20 protein-coding genes are annotated in these 24,112 nt (G+C 40.1%); 11 read left to right on the top strand and 9 right to left on the bottom strand.

Annotated features, from left to right (window positions below; translation table 11 throughout):
- Positions 1-109: 109 nt before the first annotated feature.
- Both ACKWB9_RS00735 and ACKWB9_RS00730 read right to left on the bottom strand, forming a co-directional pair.
- Positions 110-2,002, bottom strand: a complete 1,893-nt coding sequence (locus tag ACKWB9_RS00735) for a DUF4270 domain-containing protein (RefSeq protein ID WP_414001060.1) — start codon at positions 2,000-2,002, stop codon at positions 110-112.
- Between the two features lie 5 nt (positions 2,003-2,007).
- The gene (locus ACKWB9_RS00730; protein WP_414001059.1) at positions 2,008-2,817 is read right to left on the bottom strand and encodes a glycogen/starch synthase; all 810 of its coding nucleotides are present in this window, start codon (positions 2,815-2,817) and stop codon (positions 2,008-2,010) included.
- Positions 2,818-2,920: 103 nt separating this feature from the next.
- On the opposite strand from ACKWB9_RS00730, the gene panC reads away from it, so the two are divergent.
- The 6 genes from panC (at position 2,921) to radA (ending at position 7,964) form a co-directional block, all read left to right on the top strand.
- Complete coding sequence (panC, locus tag ACKWB9_RS00725) at positions 2,921-3,766, top strand: pantoate--beta-alanine ligase (RefSeq protein WP_414001058.1); 846 nt, start codon at positions 2,921-2,923, stop codon at positions 3,764-3,766.
- A 13-nt stretch (positions 3,767-3,779) separates the two neighbouring features.
- A complete protein-coding gene (panD, locus tag ACKWB9_RS00720) occupies positions 3,780-4,130 on the top strand; it encodes an aspartate 1-decarboxylase (protein WP_414001057.1) in 351 nt (116 codons plus the stop codon).
- Positions 4,131-4,177: 47 nt separating this feature from the next.
- Positions 4,178-5,143 (top strand): lysylphosphatidylglycerol synthase transmembrane domain-containing protein, encoded by a 966-nt coding sequence (locus ACKWB9_RS00715; RefSeq protein ID WP_414001056.1) that lies wholly within the window; start codon positions 4,178-4,180, stop codon positions 5,141-5,143.
- A gap of 28 nt (positions 5,144-5,171) precedes the next feature.
- Positions 5,172-6,314, top strand: coding sequence for an alpha/beta hydrolase (locus ACKWB9_RS00710; protein WP_414001055.1), 1,143 nt, complete (start codon positions 5,172-5,174; stop codon positions 6,312-6,314).
- A 44-nt stretch (positions 6,315-6,358) separates the two neighbouring features.
- Positions 6,359-6,529 (top strand): hypothetical protein, encoded by a 171-nt coding sequence (locus ACKWB9_RS00705; protein WP_414001054.1) that lies wholly within the window; start codon positions 6,359-6,361, stop codon positions 6,527-6,529.
- Positions 6,530-6,602: 73 nt separating this feature from the next.
- Positions 6,603-7,964, top strand: coding sequence for a DNA repair protein RadA (gene radA / locus ACKWB9_RS00700; protein WP_414001053.1), 1,362 nt, complete (start codon positions 6,603-6,605; stop codon positions 7,962-7,964).
- Positions 7,965-8,069: 105 nt separating this feature from the next.
- On the opposite strand, the gene ACKWB9_RS00695 is transcribed toward radA, so the two are convergent.
- Positions 8,070-9,110 carry an aldo/keto reductase gene (locus ACKWB9_RS00695; protein WP_414001052.1) on the bottom strand — a complete coding sequence of 347 codons (1,041 nt, stop codon included), beginning with the start codon at positions 9,108-9,110 and terminating at the stop codon, positions 8,070-8,072.
- A 53-nt stretch (positions 9,111-9,163) separates the two neighbouring features.
- Entirely contained in the window at positions 9,164-9,928 is a 765-nt protein-coding gene (locus ACKWB9_RS00690; protein ID WP_414001051.1) for an exodeoxyribonuclease III, read from the bottom strand.
- A 280-nt stretch (positions 9,929-10,208) separates the two neighbouring features.
- On the opposite strand from ACKWB9_RS00690, the gene ACKWB9_RS00685 reads away from it, so the two are divergent.
- A complete protein-coding gene (locus ACKWB9_RS00685; RefSeq protein WP_414001050.1) occupies positions 10,209-12,287 on the top strand; it encodes a TonB-dependent receptor family protein in 2,079 nt (692 codons plus the stop codon).
- Between the two features lie 99 nt (positions 12,288-12,386).
- On the opposite strand, the gene katG is transcribed toward ACKWB9_RS00685, so the two are convergent.
- Positions 12,387-14,600, bottom strand: a complete 2,214-nt coding sequence (gene katG / locus ACKWB9_RS00680) for a catalase/peroxidase HPI (protein WP_414001049.1) — start codon at positions 14,598-14,600, stop codon at positions 12,387-12,389.
- A 405-nt stretch (positions 14,601-15,005) separates the two neighbouring features.
- On the opposite strand from katG, the gene ACKWB9_RS00675 reads away from it, so the two are divergent.
- Complete coding sequence (locus ACKWB9_RS00675; RefSeq protein ID WP_414001048.1) at positions 15,006-15,383, top strand: hypothetical protein; 378 nt, start codon at positions 15,006-15,008, stop codon at positions 15,381-15,383.
- 106 nt (positions 15,384-15,489) lie between these two features.
- Here ACKWB9_RS00675 and ACKWB9_RS00670 read toward each other — a convergent pair whose 3' ends face one another.
- Together ACKWB9_RS00670 and ACKWB9_RS00665 are read right to left on the bottom strand one after the other, a co-directional pair.
- Positions 15,490-17,031, bottom strand: a complete 1,542-nt coding sequence (locus ACKWB9_RS00670) for a glycine--tRNA ligase (protein WP_414001047.1) — start codon at positions 17,029-17,031, stop codon at positions 15,490-15,492.
- A gap of 36 nt (positions 17,032-17,067) precedes the next feature.
- The gene (locus ACKWB9_RS00665; protein WP_414001046.1) at positions 17,068-17,964 is read right to left on the bottom strand and encodes a hypothetical protein; all 897 of its coding nucleotides are present in this window, start codon (positions 17,962-17,964) and stop codon (positions 17,068-17,070) included.
- 285 nt (positions 17,965-18,249) lie between these two features.
- On the opposite strand from ACKWB9_RS00665, the gene ACKWB9_RS00660 reads away from it, so the two are divergent.
- Positions 18,250-18,711, top strand: a complete 462-nt coding sequence (locus ACKWB9_RS00660; RefSeq protein WP_414001045.1) for a ComF family protein — start codon at positions 18,250-18,252, stop codon at positions 18,709-18,711.
- Positions 18,712-18,759: 48 nt separating this feature from the next.
- The gene (locus tag ACKWB9_RS00655; protein WP_414001044.1) at positions 18,760-20,379 is read left to right on the top strand and encodes an Ig-like domain-containing domain; all 1,620 of its coding nucleotides are present in this window, start codon (positions 18,760-18,762) and stop codon (positions 20,377-20,379) included.
- Here ACKWB9_RS00655 and ACKWB9_RS00650 read toward each other — a convergent pair.
- Together ACKWB9_RS00650 and ACKWB9_RS00645 are read right to left on the bottom strand one after the other, a co-directional pair.
- Entirely contained in the window at positions 20,363-21,151 is a 789-nt protein-coding gene (locus ACKWB9_RS00650) for a nitrilase family protein (protein WP_414001043.1), read from the bottom strand. The two genes, ACKWB9_RS00655 and ACKWB9_RS00650, sit on opposite strands and share 17 nt — an antisense overlap.
- Positions 21,152-21,189: 38 nt before the next feature.
- Positions 21,190-21,669: an ankyrin repeat domain-containing protein gene (locus ACKWB9_RS00645; RefSeq protein WP_414001042.1), complete on the bottom strand. Its 480-nt coding sequence runs from the start codon at positions 21,667-21,669 to the stop codon at positions 21,190-21,192.
- A 250-nt stretch (positions 21,670-21,919) separates the two neighbouring features.
- Between ACKWB9_RS00645 and ACKWB9_RS00640 the strand changes: the two genes are divergently transcribed.
- A complete protein-coding gene (locus ACKWB9_RS00640; protein WP_414001041.1) occupies positions 21,920-24,112 on the top strand; it encodes a PAS domain S-box protein in 2,193 nt (730 codons plus the stop codon).

Raw genomic sequence — 24,112 nt, 5'->3', positions numbered from 1 at the left:
GAATACTTAAAATTTTGTTCCAGTTCTTGGATGTAAAACGATTTATTTCTATATAATGGTATAGGCTAAAACGAAAAAACAGGATTAGAAGTATTTGAAGCTCAAAAATTTAGTCTATCCGGGTATAGAAAATCTCCAATTTTAATCTTTTTTCAAAATCGGGGTCATTTTCGGGAAGATCGGGCCCAAACAACACCGTGCTCAACGGGGTTATCGTAGCTGTGGTAGGCACATCTTTTTCTCCTTCGGTAAGCATGGCATTGGAAACACTTATATTCTGAATATTTGAAGTTAAGGTCAACCCCAAGACAGCATTTGTAGAATCCCTTACTATAATGTTGTTAATATGATCTGTAATCCGAACCGTATATTTTATACCATCCCCATTGGATTTTTCAATAACACCATCATAGTTAAGGAATTGCCCAAAAAGGTTATCCGATTCGCTCCGCTCCGTATTGAAATTATATAGCTGTGCGCCGGTCTCGGCATTATACAAATACAACCTCGGTGGTTCTATGGTACCTCCCACGGCATTCAATTGTTCCCTATCTATATGAAAAACAAGATTGGCCTCGTTAATGATCCAATTCTCCTGTTTGATTTCATCAATAACATTCTCGGCCCCGTCCAAGGCTTCAAAAAGATTAATTTGGGTCATAATCCCAGCACCACCTTTTACATAAATTCTTGAGGCGTTTTCCCCATTGTCCAATGTAGAAGCTATTTCAGGAGGGTATGCTTCATTTTTAAAGGTATTTACCGCATTCCCGGAAATAGGGGCCCCGGCTTGAGGTTGTGATAAAAAAGAAAATACAAAGTTCCTTTCTTGCAATTCTATAGGATCACTGGCAGTACTATTTGCTATATGTCTCTTGAACGTATATGTTAAGGTAATATTGGCCCTCCTTAAATCTAAGAGCAGGAGCAAATCTTCATTATTTACAGCGCTAAGCGAAAAGTGTAACCCCCTCATAAATTCATTAAAATTTGCTGTGCTTAACAACTCCGAACTCCCTTCTTTATCCAAGATATTATCCTGAAAAAATTGAGGATTCAACCTTACCCTTATCCCCGGGGGTTGTCTATTAAAAGTCAACGATTCATCTACATCCTCTGTAGTTTCATCATCTTCCCTAGGAATCAACCACTCCTCATCGCTTAACATATGCACATCATCAAACAAAACATCCGATACAAAAGCGGGAGAAAATTCCTGGGACGAAAAATATTGCTGTGCTTCTTGAAAGTTGGCATTGGGATCCAAATCCCTCAAAAAAAATGTAGACCGCTCAACCTTTAAATTAAAGTTAATGTCCTTATCCTTAAATTCCTCGTACACTTCATCGTTAAAATAAATACTGTCCAACTCTATTCTTCTAGCGAAATTATTGGGGAATATAGTTTCATTATTCGAATCATTTATTCCATCACCATTTGCATCTACACTATTCGGATTAAGAGGGTCTGTATTGCCAACTGTTTCAGCTCTATTGGAAACCCCATCACCATCACTGTCATTATCCGGATCCGTTGGCTCCAAATCAAATGCATCCTCTACACCATCATTATCACTGTCCCTAGAGCCGCTCCTCGTCAAATAGGGTATGTACAAAATAACTTCTTTAACGGTTTCCTCCTCATCTATGGTAGCAACATTTTCATCGGTTTCCGCATTATCTTCCCTTGCTTGGGAGAATATCCCAAAAGTGGGATTACCGGACGCCAATGAAACTTGAGAGGTAATAAAAGCATCCGTTTTTCCGTAGACCGGATCGTTAAAGCTCCCTAATTGGTAAATAGGCAATTGGTCGGTCCTTACCGCCTCTATATTCTTATTAAAGGCGAATACATCATAAACCCTCTTCCCCGTAACGAACGGATCCGTTCCTACTACCCCTGCACCAACAGTAGTAAGATCTTCCTCACAGGAGTTAAAAAATACCACAACCACGGCTATACCCAATACCAGGGAGATAGGATACTTTACATTAAAGTTCATTCAGATTATTTTAAAACTTCGGTGTTATAAAAATTAGCATATGCTTCCTCAAATTCTTGGAAGGAAACATAAGGCAACACTGGTTTTTCTAGGTTGGAAATATGTGTTTTTATATCCTCCGGAATCTCTTCCGAGGCTAAAATAACGGCATCTGAAAAATCTACGGCAACTTTTAACAAATTATTATACGTAGGTTGGCCCAATGCGGCAATTTCTTCCTCTGGGATACCATCAAAAGTTATGCGTTTTAACATATCTTTGTCCAACTCCCCTTCAAAAGTTTTACCATACACGGAGAGTACTATTTTACTGTCCGCAAAAAGAGGTTCGTCCGAATAGTATTTTTTAAGGTAAAGTGGCAATAAGCTGGCCATCCACCCATGAACATGGATGATATCCGGGGACCAGTTTAACTTTTTTACAGTTTCCATTACTCCTTTTGCAAAGAAAATGGCTCGCTGATCATTATCCGGGAAAAAATTACCCTGCTTATCCGAAAATGTAGCTTTACGTTTAAAATATTCTTCGTTATCTATAAAATAAACCTGGATACGCTCTCTGGGAATAGAAGCTACCTTAATAATCAAAGGCATGTCCATATCATTGATTACCAAATTCATCCCGGACAAACGGATAACCTCGTGCAATTGATGCCTTCTTTCATTAATATTTCCATATCTGGGCATGAAAATCCTTATCTGGCCACCATTGCTGTTAACCATTCGGGGAGCTTCATATGACATTAAGGAAACTTCGTTTTCGGGTAGATAGGGAACTAATTCTGAAGATACGAACAATATCTTTTTACCATTCATAAAGGCTATTTTTTATTTTTCGCTTGAACGTAGCTGCGAAATTACAAAAAATAAAGAGATTAGCGGTATTTATAGTAAGTTTGCTCGCCAATGAACGGTATGCATGTTAGTATTTGAAACCAAAAAAGAACTTCAAAAAAAATTAATGGCCCTATGGTCGGAGGATAACCTTGGATTAGTGCCTACAATGGGAGCGCTCCACGAGGGGCATGCTTCTTTGATCAGAAAAGCCCTTGACGAAAATACGCATGTAATCGTTAGTATCTTTGTTAATCCTACCCAGTTTAATAATACCGAAGATCTTGAAAAATATCCCCAGACTTTATCCGCAGATGTGGCGTTAATCAAATCCATATCGGATGATATTCTGATCTTTACCCCCACCATTAATGAAGTATATGGGAAATTGGTTACGCATAATGTTTATGATTTTCAGGGTCTTGACAAGGTCATGGAAGGCCGGTTCAGGGATAATCATTTTAATGGGGTAGGCACTATTGTTGAATTGTTGTTGACCCTGATCAAACCAACAAGAGCCTATTTTGGGGAAAAAGATTTTCAACAACTCCGTATTATTCAAAAACTGACAAAATTGCGCAACATTCCGGTCAAAATTATAGGTTGCCCAATTGTTCGCGAACCCCATGGCTTGGCCATGAGTTCCAGGAATGAAAGGTTAAATATGGAACTGCGACAAAAAGCCGGCTTTATTTATGAAACCCTAATCGCAGCAAAAGATAAGTTTGGCACGGAAAATGCCTTACAAATAAAGAAATGGGCAATAAAAAGGTTTAAGCGACATAAGGATCTTGATCTGGAATATATTGAAATCGTGGATATTGAGACCTTGGTCCCAGCCGAACAAAAAACAAAAAACAAGAAATATAGGGCGTTCATTGCCGTTTATGCCGGAGGTGTACGACTTATAGATAATATAGCCCTGAATTGATTAATTTTGTCCCATGCAAATAGAAGTTGTAAAATCCAAGATTCACCGTGTAAAGGTAACGGGTGCTGATCTTAATTATATAGGTAGTATAACCATTGATGAGGATTTAATGGATGCCGCAAATATAATTCAAGGGGAAAAGGTGCAGATCGTTAACAACAATAATGGTGAACGTTTGGAGACCTATGCTATTCCGGGCCCAAGGAAAAGTGGGGAAATCACATTAAATGGTGCAGCGGCAAGAAAAGTTGCCAAAGGTGATGTTCTTATATTAATTACCTATGCGCGTATGGATATCGAGGCCGCCAAAAAATTCAACCCATGGTTGGTATTCCCTAATGAGGAAAATAATTTATTGACCTAAACTATGGAATATCTTGGTTAAATATCAAGTTTCAACTATCGTACATTTTGACCAATTCCCTAAAAAAAACCTTAAAGATCGTTATTCCGATATTAATCGGTTCCGCGCTGGTACTCTACTCTTATTTAACCACGACCCCGGAAAATCGCGAACAAATATGGGACTCTATAATAAATGCCAATTTATGGTTGGTAGGGCTGTCCATTCTCATTGGAATATTGAGCCATGTATCTAGGGCGATCCGTTGGAACTACCTTCTGGAGCCTTTGGGGTATAGACCCAAGCTCCGAAACAATATCCTGATTATTTTCATTTCCTATTTTGCCAATTTACTGGTCATTAGATCAGGTGAAATCCTTAGGGTAACGGCTCTGGACACCTATGAAAATATTCCTTTTGAAAAAGGCCTCGGCACCGTAGTGACCGAACGGATTATTGATGTCATCATGCTACTGTTCGTGATTTTCATAGCGCTACTGCTCCAAACCAAGGTTATTTTTGAAATTCTGGAAAAAAACGGAATAGGGCTGGCAGGATCAATCGGGATATTGATCGCAGGAATATTGGGGCTTCTGATCGCCATCAGAATCATAAAAAAATCACCTTCGCCCATTGCCGTTAAAATCAAAACCTTTCTTACGGGTCTTCTGGACGGGGTCTTGAGTATTTTTAAAATGAAGCGCAAGATTGCATTTATATTTCACACCCTATTGATCTGGGTATGTTATATCGGCATGTTCTGGGTTATTAAATTTACAGTTCCGGAAACCGTGGACCTATCATTGGGACAGCTTTTAGTAGCTTTTATAGCAGGTTCATTTGCTATGGTGGCCACTAATGGCGGCCTAGGCCTCTTTCCCATTGCAGTGGCCGCTACATTGGCCGTTTTTGGAATAAGCGAGAATTCCGGGGAAGCTTTCGGATGGATTATGTGGAGCAGCCAAAACCTCATGTTAGTCGTTTTTGGTGCAATATCTTTTCTGCTCTTACCGTTATTGAACAGAAACAGATAGTATTCTCCATACTAGCCAAAATAATTGCATGCAACGTATTTTTCTTCTTTTACTGTTAAGCATAGGATCAATAACAACGGCCCAGGTCAAACAAGAAATCTTTGAATCTTTTAAACTTCAGGAAAGAAGGGATGTACAATATTATTTTCCCGAAAATCTGGACGACACCAAAAAATATCCGTTGATCATAGTGCTAGATGCAAAATATCTCTTTGATCAGGTAGTGGCCACTTCAAAGTTTTATAGCCAATTTCATGGGATGCCCGAAAGTATTATAGTCGGCATCGATCAAAGCAAGAACGATATTAGATATGAAGATTGTGCTTTTGAGAAAGATAGCGGCCTACCTACCGAAAAAGGCAAAAAATTCTTTGAATTTATTGGTATGGAACTCATTCCATATTTAGATCTGAATTTTAGCACAGCTCCTTTTAAAATGATCGTAGGTTATGACATTACGGCCAACTTTCAAAACTATTGGTTGTTTAAAGATCGTTCCCTCTTTAATGCCTATGTATGTATTTCACCAACTTTGGCACCAGAAATGGAAAATCGTGTTCCTTCCCGTTTAGGAAGTTTTGACAAGCAAATTTTTTACCAACTTATTGTAGAAGGTGAGCAAAATAGGGATACTCCTGCCATTATGGCCATGGATAAGGGTATTAAGGCAATTGATAAGGAAACCTTGCATTATTTCTTTGACCAGTATCCGGGCGCAGACCATATTTCCATAGCTGCCTATGGAATAGGCAGGGCCTTTGACAATATTTTTGGCATGTTCAAACCTATAAGCCCCAAAGAGTATAAAACAAAGATACTTACCTCCGAAGAACCTGTTTTTCAATATTTGGAGGACAAATACCAGGATATTGCCGATCTTTTCGGTTTCAGCAAGCCTGTAGAACTCAACGATATTATGGCCATATATGCCGCTTCCAGAAAAAAAGAGGATTTTGAATCTTTAAAACCGTTGTCCAATTTATGTAAAGCGGAGTATCCGGACAGTATGCTCGGTTTTTACTTTGAAGGCGAATATTATGAGCAATTGGGCGAGCCTAAAAAAGCGCTGAAAACTTTTGAAAAAGCTTTTCAAATGGAAGAAATAGACTTCCTGACCAAAGAAATGGCCTTGGAAAAAATGGATGCCCTTAAAGCCGATTTTGGATTCTAAAATAACTTTACCCTACCTATCCCAATAAACTTTACCTACTTTTTATGATCAAGGGCAATTTTAAGTATTACATATTTTCGGGAATTTTATTCACCTATTATGGATTAAAAGGTGAATTTGTTTTACTCTATAGCGGTACTGCGCTATTTATGGCCTGGGCTTCTTTTTTTATTGCCTTTAGCAATTACAATAAGGAAAATTCCAGGGATGAATAACCCTTTCCCAAAAACAAACCCTGAACATTTTCAAACTTCTTGCTACCTTTAGCCCAAACAGGAAAAGCAAGGGATGGCCAAAACAAAAACGGCATTTTTTTGTCAAAACTGCGGTACACAATACGCTAAGTGGGTAGGGCAATGTTCTGCTTGTAAAACATGGAATACCGTTATTGAAGAGGTAGTTCAAAAAGAGGATAAAGCTAGTTGGAAAGCTCTTTCCAATACTGCGAAAAAGGTTTCAAAACCATTATTGGTCAATGAAATAAGTACGGAAAAAGAACTTCGCTTAAACATTTTTGATCTAGAATTTAATCGGGTCCTAGGCGGTGGATTGGTTCCTGGTGCATTGGTGCTCTTAGGGGGGGAACCGGGAGTGGGGAAAAGCACGTTGCTCTTGCAGATCGCTTTAAAACTGCCGTACAAGACCTTATATGTTTCGGGAGAGGAGAGTCAGAAACAGATAAAAATGAGAGCAGATCGTATTCACCCCCATAGCGAAACCTGTTTTATCCTTACCGAAACCAAGACCCAACATATATTTAAACAAATAGAAGTTACCGAACCGGACATCGTAGTTATAGATTCCATACAAACCCTTCATTCTGACCATATAGAATCCGCAGCGGGCAGTATTTCCCAAATACGGGAATGCACTGCGGAGCTTATCCAATTTGCCAAGGAAACGAATACTCCCGTTGTTTTAATTGGCCATATTACCAAAGATGGTTCCATTGCCGGCCCTAAAATTTTGGAACATATGGTAGACACCGTTCTCCAATTTGAAGGGGACCGCAATTATGTGTACAGAATACTGCGTTCTTTAAAAAACAGATTTGGATCAACTGCGGAACTGGGCATTTATGAAATGCACGGTGGCGGACTTCGTGAGGTAAACAACCCCTCCGAAGTACTCATTTCCAAAAATGACGAAGGTCTTAGCGGCACGGCAATTGCCGCTACGGTAGAAGGCATGCGCCCCTTACTTATTGAAATCCAGGCCTTGGTAAGTACAGCAGTCTATGGAACGCCCCAACGATCCACTACAGGTTATAACGCCAAACGTTTGAACATGCTCCTGGCGGTTTTGGAAAAACGTGCCGGATTCAAACTGGGCGCTAAAGATGTGTTCCTAAATATTACAGGAGGTATATCTGTAGATGATCCGGCCATAGACTTAGCGGTAGTAGCCGCTATTTTATCCAGCAATTCAGATATTCCCATTGAAAAAGGAGTCTGTTTTACGGCCGAAGTGGGTCTTGCGGGAGAAATACGCCCTGTGCAACGGGTGGAACAACGGATTTTGGAAGCGGAAAAATTGGGCTATACTTCTATAATTGTATCCAAGAACAATAAAATTGGCCTAAAGAATACCAAGATAAAAGTGCAATTGGTTTCCAAAATAGAAGATGTGGTAAGCCATTTATTTGGCTAACGCTTGCTCCTAAAAATCCGGGCTGCCAATAACAGGACCAATATCACGGCCAAAATCAATACCAGCTGGCCAAATCCTACTTTTAAAAAAACAAAACTTATCATATTATGGTGCCGGGTTTGGAATCTGGTTATAAATCTCCTCTATGCCTGTTAATACATCATCCGAAAGGGTAACATCAATACTCGAAATGTTTTCCTGAAGTTGTTTCATAGAAGTGGCCCCAATAATATTGCCCGTTACAAACGGCCGTGAATTTATAAACGCCAATGCCATTTGAGCCAATGACAGATCATGGGCACGGGCAAGTTCATAGTATTTTTGTGTGGCCGCTATGGACATCTTACTACTGTATCTGCTATAATTGGGAAATAAGGCCAATCGCGACCCTTCGGGCAATCTATTCCCTAAATACTTTCCGCTAAGCACGCCAAAACCTAATGGGGAATACGCCAACAGGCCGATCTGTTCGCGCATCGCAATTTCGGACATGCCGATCTCGAACAAACGATTCAATAAACTGTACGGATTCTGAATCGTAATGCATCTTGGTAAAGAGGCGTGAACCTTACTTTCCTCCAGAAAGCGCATGGTACCCCATGGTGTTTCATTGGAAATGCCCACATGGCGTATTTTACCTTCCCGGACCAAATCGCGTAATGTTTCCAGTACCTGATGTATATTGTCTTCCCAATGATCGGGGGTATTATGATTATATCCCCTTTGCCCAAAATAATTGGTGTTCCTTTCCGGCCAATGTAGTTGGTATAAATCAATATAATCCGTTCGTAAACGTTCCAAACTTCCATCGACCGCCGTAACAATAGATTCTTTACTGAAACCTGAAGTTCTTATAAACTTGGAGAATTCCGCCTTGCCCGCTATCTTACTGGCAAGAATAACGTTATCCCTGTTGCCCGTTTTTTTGAACCAGTTCCCAATAATTTTTTCGGTAACCGATTTTCTATCAGGATGTGGGGGAATAGGGTAGAGTTCCGCGGTATCAAAAAAGTTGACCCCCTGATCAAATGCATAATCCATTTGTTCGTGCCCCTCGGCCTCCGTATTCTGGTTGCCCCAGGTCATGGTGCCCAGACATATCTTACTCACTTCAATATCCGTATGGGGAAGGTTGGAATAAATCATTAATTAAGGGTTCGGGTTTTTAAAGACGCAAAAATACAAAAATAAGCACTATACTATTCCGCTATCTCTACCAATATGGGGCAATGATCGCTATGTTTTGCTTCGGATAAAATAACCGAACGTTTAAGCCTGTCCTTTAAAGTTTCATTTACCATTCCATAATCCAAACGCCAACCTTTATTGTTATTTCTGGCATTGGCCCTATAGCTCCACCATGTATAATTATGGGGTTCTTTGTTAAAGTGGCGGAAACTGTCTATAAAACCGCTTTCTATAAAACCTCCTATCCATTCCCGTTCAACAGGTAAAAACCCCGAAACGTTTTTGTTCCTTACGGGATCGTGAATATCAATAGCTTCATGGCAAATATTATAATCTCCCAAAACAATAAGATGGGGTCTTGTTTTCCTTAGCTCATCCGCATATTTTTGAAAATCGGCCATATAGGTAAGCTTGTGCTCCAAGCGATCCATATTGGTCCCGGAAGGCAGGTACATACTCATTATGGAAATCTCACCGAAATCCGCACGGATATTCCGTCCTTCAAAATCCATATACTCTATTCCCGTGCCGTATTCAACATGGTCGGGTTCCGTTTTGGTCAAAATTGCCACGCCGCTATATCCTTTTTTTTTGGCACTGAACCAATAATTATACCCATACCCTGCAGCTTCAAAAAGAGATAAATCCAACTGATCTTGGTTGGCCTTTATTTCCTGAAGACAGACCACATCCGGATCCACGGTTTTCAACCAATCCAAAAAACCTTTGTTCAATGCGGCACGAATGCCATTAACGTTATAAGATATTATTTTCATTATTGCTACTGCTTATTCTTTAGAATTACTGTGATCCGCCGGTCAATAACCTTCGCCACGGTCCATTTACATGTTATAAGTTATATTTCAAAAATAAAGCTTTAATGCGTGTTATAGTCGGCATGGTCCATATAAATTAATCCTCGGGGGCAATTATAAATTTACCTCCCGTTTAGCTCGAATTATGCAATAGAAAATCTATTACGTCTCGAAATTGCTTCAAAACCATCTTAGATGATTTTGGGTTTTAATACCTATTTTTGAAACTATAATCGCTTTCATGAAATACCTTTTTTACGCCCTCTTCCTATCTGTCGGGTTTTTAAGTCTTGGACAAGAAACCATAGAAAAGGACAGTATTACCGTTTTACAGGAAGTGATAGTTAGTGATACCCTGACCGCAAAAAACAGTATTGGTATTGTTCCTTCCCAAATTATCGGAGCCAAAATCTTTCAAAATCATAGTCCGGTGGATCTGGTGAATTCCATTAATCAGGTTTCAGGAGTATATACCCTTTCGGGAGCATTGAATACCAACAGGATTACCATTAGGGGCGTTGGTGCCCGTACTCCTTTCGGTACGGATAAATTACGTTTATACTACAATAACATTCCGGTGACCAATGGCACCGGTTTTTCAACGATCGAGGCTTTTGATTTAGAAAACCTTACTTCGGTCGAAATAATAAAAGGGCCTAAAGCAACAGGATTTGGGACCAATTTAGGCGGTGCCATTGTATTGAATACCAAACGAATAAGAAACCGATCTACAAGATTGACCAATAACACAACAATCGGTTCCTATGGGCTTTTTAAGAACAGTCTGGGTTTTACGCATTCCGATGATACTTTTCATTTGACCCTACAATATGGTCATACCGAAATAGATGGTTATCGTGAGAACAACCGTTTTGAAAGGGACGGTCTATTGTTAAACTCGAACTTTAAATTAAGCCAAAAGAGCGAACTGGGCCTTTTGATAAACCATATTGATTATACGGCCCAAATTGCCAGTTCTATTAGCCAATCCGCTTTTGATGAGGATCCTACCCAAGCTGCTTTCACCTGGAAATCTGCCCAGGGATTTGAAAGCAATAATTACACCTTAATTGGACTTACCCACCATTATACGATCAATTCTTGGCTAAAAAATACGACCAGTCTCTTTTATACCTATCTAGATCATTATGAGCCTCGCCCTTTTAATATTTTGGACGAATACACCAACGGTTATGGTTTTAGGACTTTATTTTCCGGCAAACGGAATTTGGCAAAAAAAGAACTCTCTTACACTTTGGGCGGTGAATTGTATAAAGACGAATACACTTGGGAAACTCTTGACAACCTATATGAAGAAAATAATGGCAACGGAAGCCTTGAAGGTGAACAAATATCGGACAACAAAGAATTCCGAAGGCAATTTAATGGGTTCGCTACGTTGACCTACCCCTTTTCGAATGCGTTCTCCGCACAGATCGGCATCAACATCAATAAGACCAAATATGATTTCAGGGATTTGTTCAATACAGGAACGGGCAATAAAAATGCCGAAAGAAACTTTGATGTCTTATTGCTTCCGAGCCTGGATCTTAATTATAGGGTGTCTTCCAACGGAAATCTCTATGCGAATATTAGCCGTGGCTATTCCAATCCAAGTCTGGAAGAAACTTTAACGCCCGATGGATTGATAAATCCCGATATAAAACAAGAAACCGGAACCAATTACGAGTTGGGATTAACACTTGGAAATACACAAAAAAAGCTAAAATTTAATATGGCCATTTATAGGATGGACATTAAAAATCTTTTGGTGGCGGAAAGAGTGGGAGACGATCAGTTTATTGGTAGAAATGTAGGAAAGACCAAACACCAGGGTCTGGATCTGGATTTAAGTTATAGCATTCCACCCATTGTGAAAATAAATCTGACCCCGTTTATCAGCTATACATTTAGCGATCACAGTTTTGTGAATTTTGTGGATGACGACAATGATTTTTCCGGCAATCCTTTGACCGGGGTTCCCAAACACAGGTTAAACTCTGGAATACAGGCCAATTTTGGAAATGGCTTTTACATAAATACCGTTTTCCAATTTGTGGATGAAATTCCCTTAACGGATGCCAACTCATTATCCAGCGACTCTTTTTCCATCTTAAACACCAAAATGGGCTACCGGACTTTACTCTTTAAAGACTTGACACTTGGGATAAATTTCGGGATCAATAATATTGCGAACACCAGATACGCGCGATCCGTATTGATCAATGCCAGAAGTTTTGGTGGCAGGGAACCCAGATATTTTTATCCCGGAAACGATAGAAATTATTATGGGGGTTTACGATTAAGCTATCCGTTATGAACAGGTTTGCTTCTATTTTATAAATCCACCCGTTGGGACAAATAAAAAAGCATCCCGAACCAAATCGGGATGCTTTATATAAATCTGCACCTTAGTTATTTAAGCCAAATCAAAACGGTCCAAGTTCATGACTTTGTCCCAAGCGGCAACAAAATCCTGTATAAACTTTTCTTGAGAATCCCCACTCCCATAAACTTCCGCAATGGCCCTAAGTTCTGAGTTGGAGCCAAAAATCAAATCAACACGGGTTCCCGTCCATTTCAATTCTCCGGTTACTCTATCCCTTCCTTCAAACACCTGGTCATCTTCTGAAGTAGCTTCCCAAGTAGTTCCCATATCCAATAGATTGGTAAAGAAATCATTGGTCAATGTTTCTGGCCTATTGGTAAAAACACCGTGTTTGGAATTATCGAAATTCGTATTCAAAACACGCATTCCCCCAATGATGGCAGTCATTTCGGGAGCGGTCAATGTCATTAACTGGGCTTTGTCCACCAACAATTCCTCGGCAGATACGGAATAACGCTCTTTTCTATAATTTCGGAATCCATCCGCACGTGGTTCCAATGCCTCAAATGACTCGGCATCCGTTTGTTCATCCGTAGCATCGTTACGACCAGGGGTAAAGGGCACGGTTATCTCATAACCTGCATTCTTGGCGGCCCACGCTACACCTACACATCCTGCCAAAACGATCGTGTCCGCCAGTGAAACTTTTTTGCCACCCGATTGCGCATTGTTGAATGCTTCTTGAACTTTTTGCAGCGCACTCAAGGTTTTGGACAATTGTGGCGGATCGTTTACTTCCCACGTTTTTTGAGGGGCGAGACGAATACGGGCACCATTGGCGCCTCCACGTTTATCGGAACCGCGATACGTTGAGGCCGAAGCCCATGCTGTACCGACCAATTCTGAAATCGAAAGCCCTGAACCCAAGATTTTACCTTTTAAATGGGCAATATCGTTAGCATTGATCAATTCATGGTCTATGGCCGGAACAGGGTCTTGCCAGATCAAATCTTCCTGTGGCACCTCAGCACCCAAATACAATGATTTTGGCCCCATATCGCGATGCGTCAACTTAAACCAGGCTTTGGCATACGCATCTGCAAATTCATCGGGGTTTTCATAAAAATGTCTGGAAATTTTCTCATAGGCCGGATCCATCCGTAAAGACAAATCTGTGGTCAACATAAACGGGTCGTGTTTTATGGACGGATCATGTGCATCTGGCACCGTACCGGCACCGGCACCATCTTTTGGTTTCCATTGATGGGCTCCCGCAGGGCTCTTGGTCAATTCCCATTCATAACCAAAGAGATTTTCAAAAAATTTATTGCTCCATTGGGTCGGGGTATCTGTCCAGGCACCTTCCAACCCACTGGTAATCGTATCGGCTCCTTTGCCCGAACCAAAATTATTTTTCCATCCCAAACCTTGCATCTCAATAGAGGCCGCAGCGGGTTCTTCTTCCACATATTCCGCATCGTTGGCCGCACCATGGGTCTTTCCAAAGGTATGCCCTCCGGCGATCAGGGCCACGGTCTCATAATCGTTCATGGCCATACGGCCAAAAGTCTCGCGAATATCATCAGCCGCCGCAATCGGATCGGGAACACCGTCCGGGCCTTGCGGGTTTACATAGATCAATCCCATATGTGTAGCTCCCAACGGGTTTTCCAATTCTCGGTCTCCTTTAAAGCGATCTACGCCCAACCATTCTTTTTCCTTCCCCCAATAAACATCCTCTTCGGGTTCCCAAACATCGGCACGCCCTCCGGCAAAACCATACATTTTCAGTCCCATGGATTCGTGTGCGCAGTTCCCTGCAAGAATCATTAGATCTGCCCAGGAAAGTTTCTTGCCATATTTCTGTTTTATGGGCCAAAGCAACAACCGGGCCTTATCTAAATTGGCATTGTCCGGCCAACTATTCAAAGGAGCAAAACGCTGCATTCCTGCACCTCCGCCGCCACGACCGTCCGAAATACGATAGGTGCCAGCGGCATGCCATGCCATTCTAATAAAAAGTGGACCGTAGTGCCCGTAATCCGCAGGCCACCATTCCTGGGAATCCGTCATTAAATCATAAAGATCTTTTTTAACTGCGGCCAGATCCAACGATCTGAATTCTTTGGCGTAATCAAAACCCTTCCCCATTGGATCCGATAAATCCGAATTTTGACGAAGAATACCTATATTCAATTGATTGGGCCACCAATCGCGGTTTCTGGTACCACCGCCTGCCGCCTGCTCCATGCTTCCGTTTAAAAACGGACACTTGGTCACATCACCATTATTTGTATTATCCATGTAAAAATTATTTTGAGTGTTTTATTTTTTTAAAAGTACAGCACTTATCCATACGATTACCGATCACATTATTTTTTTGAGCTATCCAAGTATTAATAATTTTTATGACGATGGAAAAAAGTATTGTTTTTGATTATTACTGGTCACAAAAAAGAAAAATGATCGAACTAGGACTTATACAATAGCATCATTTTACATCAGATGACTTTTTCACAGTTTTTTTGATGTTCTAAAAAATTGAACTCCTGGTTTCTACCCCGCTTTTGGTCCATTCCTTTATGAACTTTAAGTACTTTCCCGAACCTATAAAATGGGTCATATTTATTTTTTAGTATCTTGTAGTCATACACTGTGTGATTGTATATTGCTGTTACGCAGCAAATTAAAATAACTAAAACTATAGCTATGGCCTGCCCGAACACTCGAATTAGAAAAACCGGTTCTACCAATCCGTTTGTTGGCTTTTCGTTACATTCTAAAAGTGCGGCGGCTATGGAAGCACGGCAAATAGGTGATGCACTGGGGCACATAGCTGCCGATACCTGGTTTGCTACTAAAAGCTGCGAAGCACCTTGTGAAACGGTAACGAATACTGTAGTAAGAGTTAGGGTAACCACTCCTATCAAAAGAGGTTGGTGGGTTTTATTTATTGTTGTCTGGATTATCCCGATACCTATTTTTTTATACGGTTGGAAAGCACATGCCGTTGCGGACTGGGAAGCTTTCTTTATGTGCCGTAATCTTGGACAAATAGTTGGTATACAAGATATTGATGAACCCTAAAATTCAGGGTTCGGAAGAATACTTGTCTTTACTTTCTTTAAATACTGCTATAACAGTATTAACTCCATTGATCATCGGAGTTTTTGAAGGGGACAACCTTCACCGATCAAATTCTCTTTAACCATTCCCGCATATCCACCGCTGCCGAAATTATTGCCTTAAGTTCGCTGATCTTCACACGTTGTTGTTCCATACTATCCCTATAGCGAACGGTTACGGTCTTATCTTCTAAGGTCTGGTGGTCCACGGTAATACAGAATGGGGTCCCGTTGGCGTCCTGTCTGCGATATCTTCGTCCTACGGCATCCTTTTCATCATAGGTGATATTGAAGTCCCATTTAAGGTCATCTGCAATACCTTTGGCCAATTCCGGCAAACCATCTTTTTTTACCAAAGGCAAAATAGCGGCTTTTGTAGGTGCCAATACGGCCGGTAATTTTAACACGGTCCTAGTCGTGCCGTTTTCCAATGTTTCCTCTTGTAAAGAATTGGAGAAAACGGCCAGGAACATACGGTCCAAACCTATTGAGGTCTCCAAGACATAGGGTACGTAATTCGTATTGGTCCCGTGGTCAAAATACTGGAGTTTTTTGCTGGAATGTTTTTCATGGGCCCCCAAATCAAAATCCGTTCGGGAATGGATTCCTTCCAATTCCTTAAAGCCAAAAGGAAAACGGAATTCTATGTCCGCGGCGGCATCCGCATAATGTGCCAATTTTTCGTGATCGTGAAAACGGTAATTATCGGCTCCGAGACCTAAGGAAAGATGCCATTTCATACGTTTTTCCTTCCAGGTTTCGTACCATTCTTTTTGTGTGCCGGGCTGAATGAAAAACTGCATTTCCATCTGTTCAAATTCACGCATCCTAAAAATGAATTGTCTGGCTACAATCTCGTTCCTAAATGCTTTTCCGGTCTGGGCGATACCAAAGGGGATTTTCATCCGACCTGTTTTCTGAACATTTAAAAAGTTCACAAAAATACCCTGTGCGGTTTCCGGACGTAAATAGAGATCCATGGCACTTTCAGCACTTGCCCCTAATTTTGTCCCGAACATTAAATTGAACTGCTTTACATCCGTCCAATTTTTGGAACCGGACATGGGACAGGAAATATCCAACTCCTCAATAAGCGCTTTTACATCGGCCAAATCCTCATTTTCCAAGGATTTTCCCAACCGTTTCAGTATGGCGTTCCCACGTTCTTGATATTCTACGACCCTTGGATTGGTAGCCAGGAATTTTTCTTTATTGAAGGTTTCACCAAAACGTTTTGCCGCTTTTGTAACTTCTTTTTCGATCTTAGTATCTATTTTGGCCACATAATCCTCGACCAAAACATCTGCCCGGTATCTTTTTTTGGAATCCTTATTATCTATTAACGGGTCATTAAACGCATCTATATGGCCGGAAGCTTTCCAGGTGGTCGGATGCATAAATATGGCGGCATCGATTCCTACAATATTGTCATTGAGCTGTACCATGGCCTTCCACCAGTACTCCCTAATGTTCTTTTTTAATTCCGCCCCGTTCTGTCCGTAGTCATAAACGGCACTAAGTCCATCATAAATTTCACTGGATTGGAACACATAGCCGTATTCCTTTGCATGGGAAATTACTTTTTTAAAATCGTCTTCTTGCTTTGCCATGCGGCAAAAATAGAATTTTAACTAAAAAAAGAGCAATTATTTCAACTGAAATTCCGAGGTAGCCAGTAGTCTTTCGTCCTCAAAAACGTTTAGGGTATAGATGCCCTCATCCAAAGATCCTTCGGGAATGGAAATATAATCACATACCAACATTTCGTCCCCCGTGAACAATACTTCCACTCTTTTACTATAAACGTTTCCGTTGACCGTAATGGTATTGGCATTATCTTCTATCACCTGTTTATCAATGTCCAAAAACTGTATATAGAGTACTTTTTCCGTATTTGCTTCACTGGGGTCGGGCATAATGGTGAAACAGCCCCTAATCTTTTCTATGGTAGAGGCCTTATTGGTCTTAATGGGCCGGGTTCCCCTCAATCTATAGGAAGCCGCTTCTGGATATTGCAACTTAAGATAACTCTTGGTCTTGAGTTGTTGGTTCAATTCTAAAATTTTTCTTCGTTGCAAAGCTTCCGCTTCTGCCAGAGAACTACTATTGGCCCTAAGTTCTTCCATTTGCCTACGTGTCTCCTCATATTTATCGCCCAGCAACATATTGTTATAACGAAGAAAGTTGTTCTTTAATTTAAGGCTATCGTTCTTTGCCTCAAGCCTGCGAAGTTCTGTTTTAAATTCCCTTAGTTTATCTATAGTAAATGTTAACCGCCCTACAGAATCAATTAATTGTTGCACTTTATATTTGGAATCCTCTAATTCGATCTCGTTTACCTCATTTAATGCGGAAAGGCGATCAACGTCGGCCTTCATTATCGTAAGGTCTTTCACTAAAATAGCTTTCTCCTGCTCCAAAAAATCTATTTGGGCCGTGGATTGTGCATAGCTATAATAAAAGGCGATTAAAATGCCTATGACTACAGCGACCAAAGCAGCAAGGATTATTTTATAATTGAATTTATTATCTTGACTTTCCATCCAAAAAATGGCCTTTTAGTAGGTTAATTTAAACTGTAAGATTTGTTTTGCACTAAGCTTTCAAATATACTAAATGATATAAACACCCTCCTATTGCCAGTTGTGTGTTTTGGATGTAATGCTCGATTAAATAGAGGAGAGAAGCTTCTGTGTACCGTTTGTCGACATCAAATACCGCTCACCGAATACAACTTTAACGTTGAAAATGGGGTAGATCGTATTTTTTATGGACGAATTAACATAAAAAAGGCCAGTTCTTTCCTCTTTTACCCGGAACAGGGAATTGTGAAAAACCTCATCCATAACCTTAAATATAGGAATCAGGAACAAATAGGAAAATTTCTTGGGGATTGGTATGGTCAGACCATTAAGGAAAATGGTTTTCTAACGGAGATAGATTATGTAATTCCCGTTCCATTGCACAAAAAGAAGTTAAAGAAAAGGGGGTATAACCAGACGACTCTATTCGCACAACAATTGGCATCCCATTTAAAAACCGAATGCTGGCCGAATGCCTTGATTAAAACGGCCAATACCCGTACACAGACCAAAAAGACCAGATTGGCTCGCTGGTACGATAACAGGTCCCTTTATGAACTCTCCGATCCCAGCCTGTTGGAAAACAAAAATATCCTTTTGGTGGATGATGTTATTACTACCGGGGCTACCATGGAAATCTGCGCCCAAACCCTAAAAGATGTTAAAGGTATATCAATATACATAGCCAGTATGGCCGTAGTTTCCTAACTTCCGTTTTCTGTAAAATATATCGTTTCTTTGCCCTAGAAGAGTATTATGAACATGTTACGAAGGATCTTAGCTTCACTTTTTATCTTATTAATGGCTTTAGGACTGTACCAGTGCGCCCGTAGGGGTACACCAACTGGCGGTCCCAAGGATAAGACCCCCCCCGTGCTTTTAAGGGCCGAACCCCCAAATATGACCATTAACTTTGACAAACAAAAGATAAGGCTCTATTTTGACGAACTGGTGAAATTGAAAGACGTTCAAGAGCAATTGATCGTATCTCCTCCCTTAAAGTATCCCCCGCAATTAAGCCCCCAAGGAGGAGCCAATAAGTATATTGAGATTTTGATCAAGGACACTTTATTGGAAAATACGACCTATACCCTAAATTTTGGTCAAAGTATAGTAGACAATAATGAGGGGAACCCCAATCCGTTTTTGACGTATGTGTTGTCTACGGGCGATTATATAGATTCCCTGGAATTGGCAGGTGTGGTCAAAGATGCCTTTAATAAAGAGGCCGATGAGTTTATAAGCGTAATGCTGTATAAAATTGATACTGCGTATACCGATTCTACCATATATAGAAGGCCCCCGGATTATATTACCAATACTTTGGACAGTACGATAATCTTTAGATTGAAAAACCTGAAAGAGGGAAAATACTCCCTATTGGCCATTAAAGATGCGGCCAAAGACAATATTTTTGACCAAAAAACGGATAAAATAGGTTTTGTTACGGATACCATTAACCTACCTACGGATTCCATTTATCTGCTCAACCTCTTTAAGGAAATTCCGGACTACGGCGTGGCCGTACCCTCATTGGTTTCTAAAAACCGTATCAGTTTCGGTTATTATGGCCAAGGTAAGAACATTAAGATCACACCGCTGACTTCTTTGCCCGATACTGTAAAAAGTATCGTATTAAAAGAACCCGAAAAGGACACCCTTAATTATTGGTTCACTCCGTTTGAAATGGATTCCATCATATTTACGGTCACTAACGAAACCTTAAAGGTGATAGACACTTTTATTGTAAAAAATAGAAAAGTAGGTTTTGATTCCTTAAGATTAACGGCCAACCAAAGGGGAAATATAGATTTTGAACAAAAGTTCAAGATTACTGCAAACACTCCGATTGTCTGGACGGATACTTCAAAAATATCCGTGACAATTAAGGATTCCATCCCTTTAAATTACAGTTTGGAACTGGATAGTCTGGGAAATAAACTAGATTTTAATTTTCCATTGGAACCTAACGAATCGTATACCATAGATATTTTACCGGATGCCATTCAAGATTTCTTTGGAAATACAAATGACACCCTATCTTATAGACTTAGCACAAAAAGCCTAGCCGATTATGGTAATCTGCGCGTAAATTTAAACGGGAACATAACCTATCCTATTTTTGTACAATTGACCGACGAAAAAGGGGAAACGCAACGAGAGATCTATGCCGAACAGCCGATGGTTTATGAATTTAATAGCATAAACCCTGGAAATTATATGATCAGGGTCATATTTGATGAGAATAAAAACGGAAAATGGGATACCGGTAGTTTCCTAAAAAAGATACAGCCCGAAAAGGTAAGTTATTACCCTGGCACTATAGAGATGAGGGCAAATTGGGAGAAAATCGAGACTTTTAACCTATTAGATTAAAATTATCCCTATCCTCCAAAAACCTGAATTTTCTTCGATTGGTCCTTATATTGTTCTTATAGAGCGTGACCTTTAAGATTTCCTCTTTCCGGGAAAAGGCCAATTGTTCCCCCAAAACATCATATACGGCAGAGTGGCCTACATATTCCCGGCCGGCATCATCCATCCCAATCCTGTTAACACCTATACAATAGGCCATATTTTCAATGGCCCGTGATCTTAAAAGCGTATCCCAGGCATTAATTCTAGGCTTTGGCCAATTGGCCACATAGATCAAAACATCATAATCGGCCATATTTCTGCTCCATACCGGAAAACGAAGATCATAACAGATCAGGGGGCAAATAAGGAACCCCTTAAAGTTAACCACAATCCTATCATTTCCAGATCTATACACCTTGTCCTCTCCCGCTAAAGTAAAGGTATGGCGTTTGTCATATTGTTGATAATTTCCATTAGGTCTCACAAAAAATAAGCGGTTGGTATACGCATCATTTTCAAAAAATGGCAGACTGCCCATAATTGCCACCTGCATTTCCCGGGCCTTTCGTTGCATCCATTCCAGGGTAATCTGCCCTTCTTTATTTTCTATATGTTCCGGTGTCATGGTAAAACCCGTATTAAACATTTCCGGGAGTACAATAAGGTCTGTATCCTCAGGTATTTCATCAAACTTGTCAGAAAACATTTGTCTGTTTTTTTCGGGTCGTTCCCAATGCAATGTCGTCTGCACTAATACTACTTTTAGTGTTTCTTCCATTTTCTGATTCATATAGCTATTTTTAAACAATACTTAAGATCATCCAGTTTTCAGCTGTCTTCTTCCAATAAATTGATCAGGGCAGGCCTTCCTTGCATTTTGGCATGATCCATAGCCGTATTGCCACGGGAATCCTTGATAGATTTTTCCACACCATTGTCTACAAGCAGTTTTGCAATTTCCAAACGATTAAAAGTAACCGAATAGATAAGGCTTGTTCCGCCCATGGTATTTCTTTCATTTACATTGGCCCCTTTTTCAATAAGTAGCTTGGCAATTTCCTTATATCCCTTAAAACAAACGCCCATTAAAGCAGTATTCCCAGAAGCATCCTTGGCATCTACCTGTGCGCCCATTTCCAATAAAAGAAGGGCTATATCTTTATGTCCATAATAAGCCGCCAAAATAAGCGGTGTAGAGCCCCTTGGATCCTTACTGTTCATTAAAGCGGGTTTCTTTTCCAAGATATCCTTCACTTTGGAAAAATCCCCATTTCTTATTTCATTAAAAAAAGCTTCGTTACCATTCATCCCTAAAAATATAAAAAACCATTATAACAAAATGGGTCCTAGACCTCTATCCGTAAATTATAAGGACAACTATTTTAGTTTCCAAAAAAATGAGTTCGACCAAAACCGATATCCTTTAACCATAAAACATGTTTTATACCATTCCCTACGTTCAGAATACGAAAATTATTGCCATTCGATTGGTTTCTTACAATTTTTGAATATTTTCTTACGTTAAAATAAAAGTGTATCTTAGTTAAAACTATTTCGTTTGGAAACTTTATCTGTTAACTTTCTTATAAAAGATTCTCCTGCGGCCGTTGCCATTTTGGACAATGATCTGAAGTTTATCAGTTATTCCAATATATGGCTCCATAACTTCGGAGGAGACCAAACCGATCTGCGGGGCAAGAAAATTTTTGACGTGGTCAAAAATACACCCCCCTCATTCGCAAAAGCACTAAATGAATGTCTTAAAGGGACCAAAAATGAAAACCTGGGGGAAAAAATCATATTGCCCGAAGGCCGTATTCAATGGCTCAAATGGAGAATAAAAGCCTGGGATGATGAGGGTTCCGTTAAAGGTGTTATTCTCACTATGGAAGATATTACCATAGCACAACGGGACAAAGAACTTTTGCTAAAAGCGGAAAAAGTTTCAAGAACGGGCGGGTGGGAAGTGGATCTACTCCAAAATAAGGTGTATTGGAGTCCTGTAACCAGGGAAATCCATGAAGTACCCAATGATTATGTACCTTCTTTGCAAGAAGGAATCAATTTTTATAAGGAAGGGGAACATCGGAACAAAATAACAGATCTGGTCAGCACTGCCATTGCAGACGGTACACCTTGGGATACTGAACTCGTTATAATTACGGCCAAAGGAAATGAAGTCTGGGTAAGGGCAAAAGGAGAAGCGGAATTCATTAACAATTCATGTGTTAGGCTCATAGGAACTTTTCAGGACATAGATGAACAAAAAAAGGCAGAACTTAAATACAAAGAAACGGCGGAACGCTTAAAAGTAGCCACAAAGACCGCAAATATTGGTATTTGGGAATACTGTATTCTCAAAAACAATCTAGTTTGGGACGATAATATGTATCGGTTGTACGGTGTTAAAAAACAGGATTTTTCCGGGGAATACGAAGCCTGGGAATCTGGTGTTCATCCAGAAGATAAAGAAAGGGGAAAGCTAGAGGTAGAACAAGCTATTTCGGGCAAAAAAGAATTTGATACGGAATTCAGGGTCCTCTGGCCTGACGGTACCGTAAGAAATATAAGGGCAATTGCCAAAACGGAACGTGATGCCAAAGGGAATGCCATTAAGATGACAGGGGCCAATTGGGACATTACAGAGCTAAAGCAGACCCGGTTAAAACTAGAACGTAACAAGGAATCCTTTACGGAAACCTTTAAAAATTCAGCTGCCGGAATGGCCCTAGTGGGTTTGGATGGAAGATGGATACGTGTAAACGAGGGTCTTTGCAAAAGTTTGGGGTATACGGAAGAAGAGCTATTAAAACTGACTTTTCAAGATATTACATACCCTGACGATCTGGACATAGATCTTGGTCTGTTTCAAGAGGTATTGGACAACAAAAGGGATAGTTATCAACTGGAAAAAAGATATTATCACAAAAGTGGCCGTTTAGTGCACACTATTCTTACGGTAACCGTGGTAAAGACCATTGAAGGGAATATTTCTCATTTTATTTCCCAAATATTGGATATTACCTCCAGAATAGAAGCGGAAAAAAGATTAAAGACTTTGGTCGAGATTACCAAAGGGCAAAATGACAGCCTTTTGAATTTTGCCCATATCGTTTCACACAATTTAAGATCGCATTCCAGTAACATGTCCATGCTCGCCAAATTCTTAATAGCCGAGGAAAATGAACGGGAGAAGAAAAATTTAAACGATATGCTTTTTAATGCGACCGATAGACTATCGGAAACAGTACAGCATTTAAACGAGGTCGTTCAGTTTAAAACAGGTGCTTTAGAAAACATGCAAAGCACAAGTCTTTTAAACACCTTGGCAAATATTGAAAAGAGTATCGAGGGACTTCTAAGGGATAAAGGTGCGGTATCTTATATAAATGTAGAAAAATCACACTTTGTAAATGCCGTTCCCGCATACTTAGAAAGTATTTTTTTGAATTTGTACACCAACGCCATTAAATATAGTGCCAGTGATAGGAGTCCGGTTATTAAGATTACTTCTATGATCGAAAATGACACGGTTCTTATAAAATTCAAGGACAATGGACAGGGTATCAATTTAAAAAGACATGGTAATAGTATATTTGGCATGTATAAGACTTTCCATAAACATAAGGACGCAAAAGGGATAGGGTTGTTTATCACTAAAAATCAAGTAGAATCCATGAACGGGACCATTTCTGTGGAAAGTGAGGTTGATAAAGGGACTACTTTTTGCATAACATTAAAAGAGGGGTAA

This window comes from Maribacter spongiae, from assembly GCF_047345125.1.
In the GTDB taxonomy this organism is placed as follows: domain Bacteria; phylum Bacteroidota; class Bacteroidia; order Flavobacteriales; family Flavobacteriaceae; genus Maribacter.
The sequence above is the reverse complement of the archived record's forward strand: the minus strand, read 5'-3'. Positions and strand labels throughout refer to the sequence as shown.

Coding starts and splice junctions, on each gene's coding strand:
- ACKWB9_RS00735 (WP_414001060.1), bottom strand. CDS start 2,002: ATGAACTTTAATGTAAAGTATCCTATCTCCCTGGTATTGGGTATAGCC.
- ACKWB9_RS00655 (WP_414001044.1), top strand. CDS start 18,760: ATGAACATGTTACGAAGGATCTTAGCTTCACTTTTTATCTTATTAATG.
- panC (WP_414001058.1), top strand. CDS start 2,921: ATGTTAGTATTTGAAACCAAAAAAGAACTTCAAAAAAAATTAATGGCC.
- ACKWB9_RS00650 (WP_414001043.1), bottom strand. CDS start 21,151: ATGAATCAGAAAATGGAAGAAACACTAAAAGTAGTATTAGTGCAGACG.
- ACKWB9_RS00705 (WP_414001054.1), top strand. CDS start 6,359: ATGATCAAGGGCAATTTTAAGTATTACATATTTTCGGGAATTTTATTC.
- ACKWB9_RS00645 (WP_414001042.1), bottom strand. CDS start 21,669: ATGAATGGTAACGAAGCTTTTTTTAATGAAATAAGAAATGGGGATTTT.
- ACKWB9_RS00665 (WP_414001046.1), bottom strand. CDS start 17,964: ATGGAAAGTCAAGATAATAAATTCAATTATAAAATAATCCTTGCTGCT.
- ACKWB9_RS00695 (WP_414001052.1), bottom strand. CDS start 9,110: ATGATTTATTCCAACCTTCCCCATACGGATATTGAAGTGAGTAAGATA.
- ACKWB9_RS00710 (WP_414001055.1), top strand. CDS start 5,172: ATGCAACGTATTTTTCTTCTTTTACTGTTAAGCATAGGATCAATAACA.
- ACKWB9_RS00690 (WP_414001051.1), bottom strand. CDS start 9,928: ATGAAAATAATATCTTATAACGTTAATGGCATTCGTGCCGCATTGAAC.
- radA (WP_414001053.1), top strand. CDS start 6,603: ATGGCCAAAACAAAAACGGCATTTTTTTGTCAAAACTGCGGTACACAA.
- katG (WP_414001049.1), bottom strand. CDS start 14,600: ATGGATAATACAAATAATGGTGATGTGACCAAGTGTCCGTTTTTAAAC.
- ACKWB9_RS00670 (WP_414001047.1), bottom strand. CDS start 17,031: ATGGCAAAGCAAGAAGACGATTTTAAAAAAGTAATTTCCCATGCAAAG.
- ACKWB9_RS00730 (WP_414001059.1), bottom strand. CDS start 2,817: ATGAATGGTAAAAAGATATTGTTCGTATCTTCAGAATTAGTTCCCTAT.
- ACKWB9_RS00675 (WP_414001048.1), top strand. CDS start 15,006: ATGGCCTGCCCGAACACTCGAATTAGAAAAACCGGTTCTACCAATCCG.
- ACKWB9_RS00685 (WP_414001050.1), top strand. CDS start 10,209: ATGAAATACCTTTTTTACGCCCTCTTCCTATCTGTCGGGTTTTTAAGT.
- panD (WP_414001057.1), top strand. CDS start 3,780: ATGCAAATAGAAGTTGTAAAATCCAAGATTCACCGTGTAAAGGTAACG.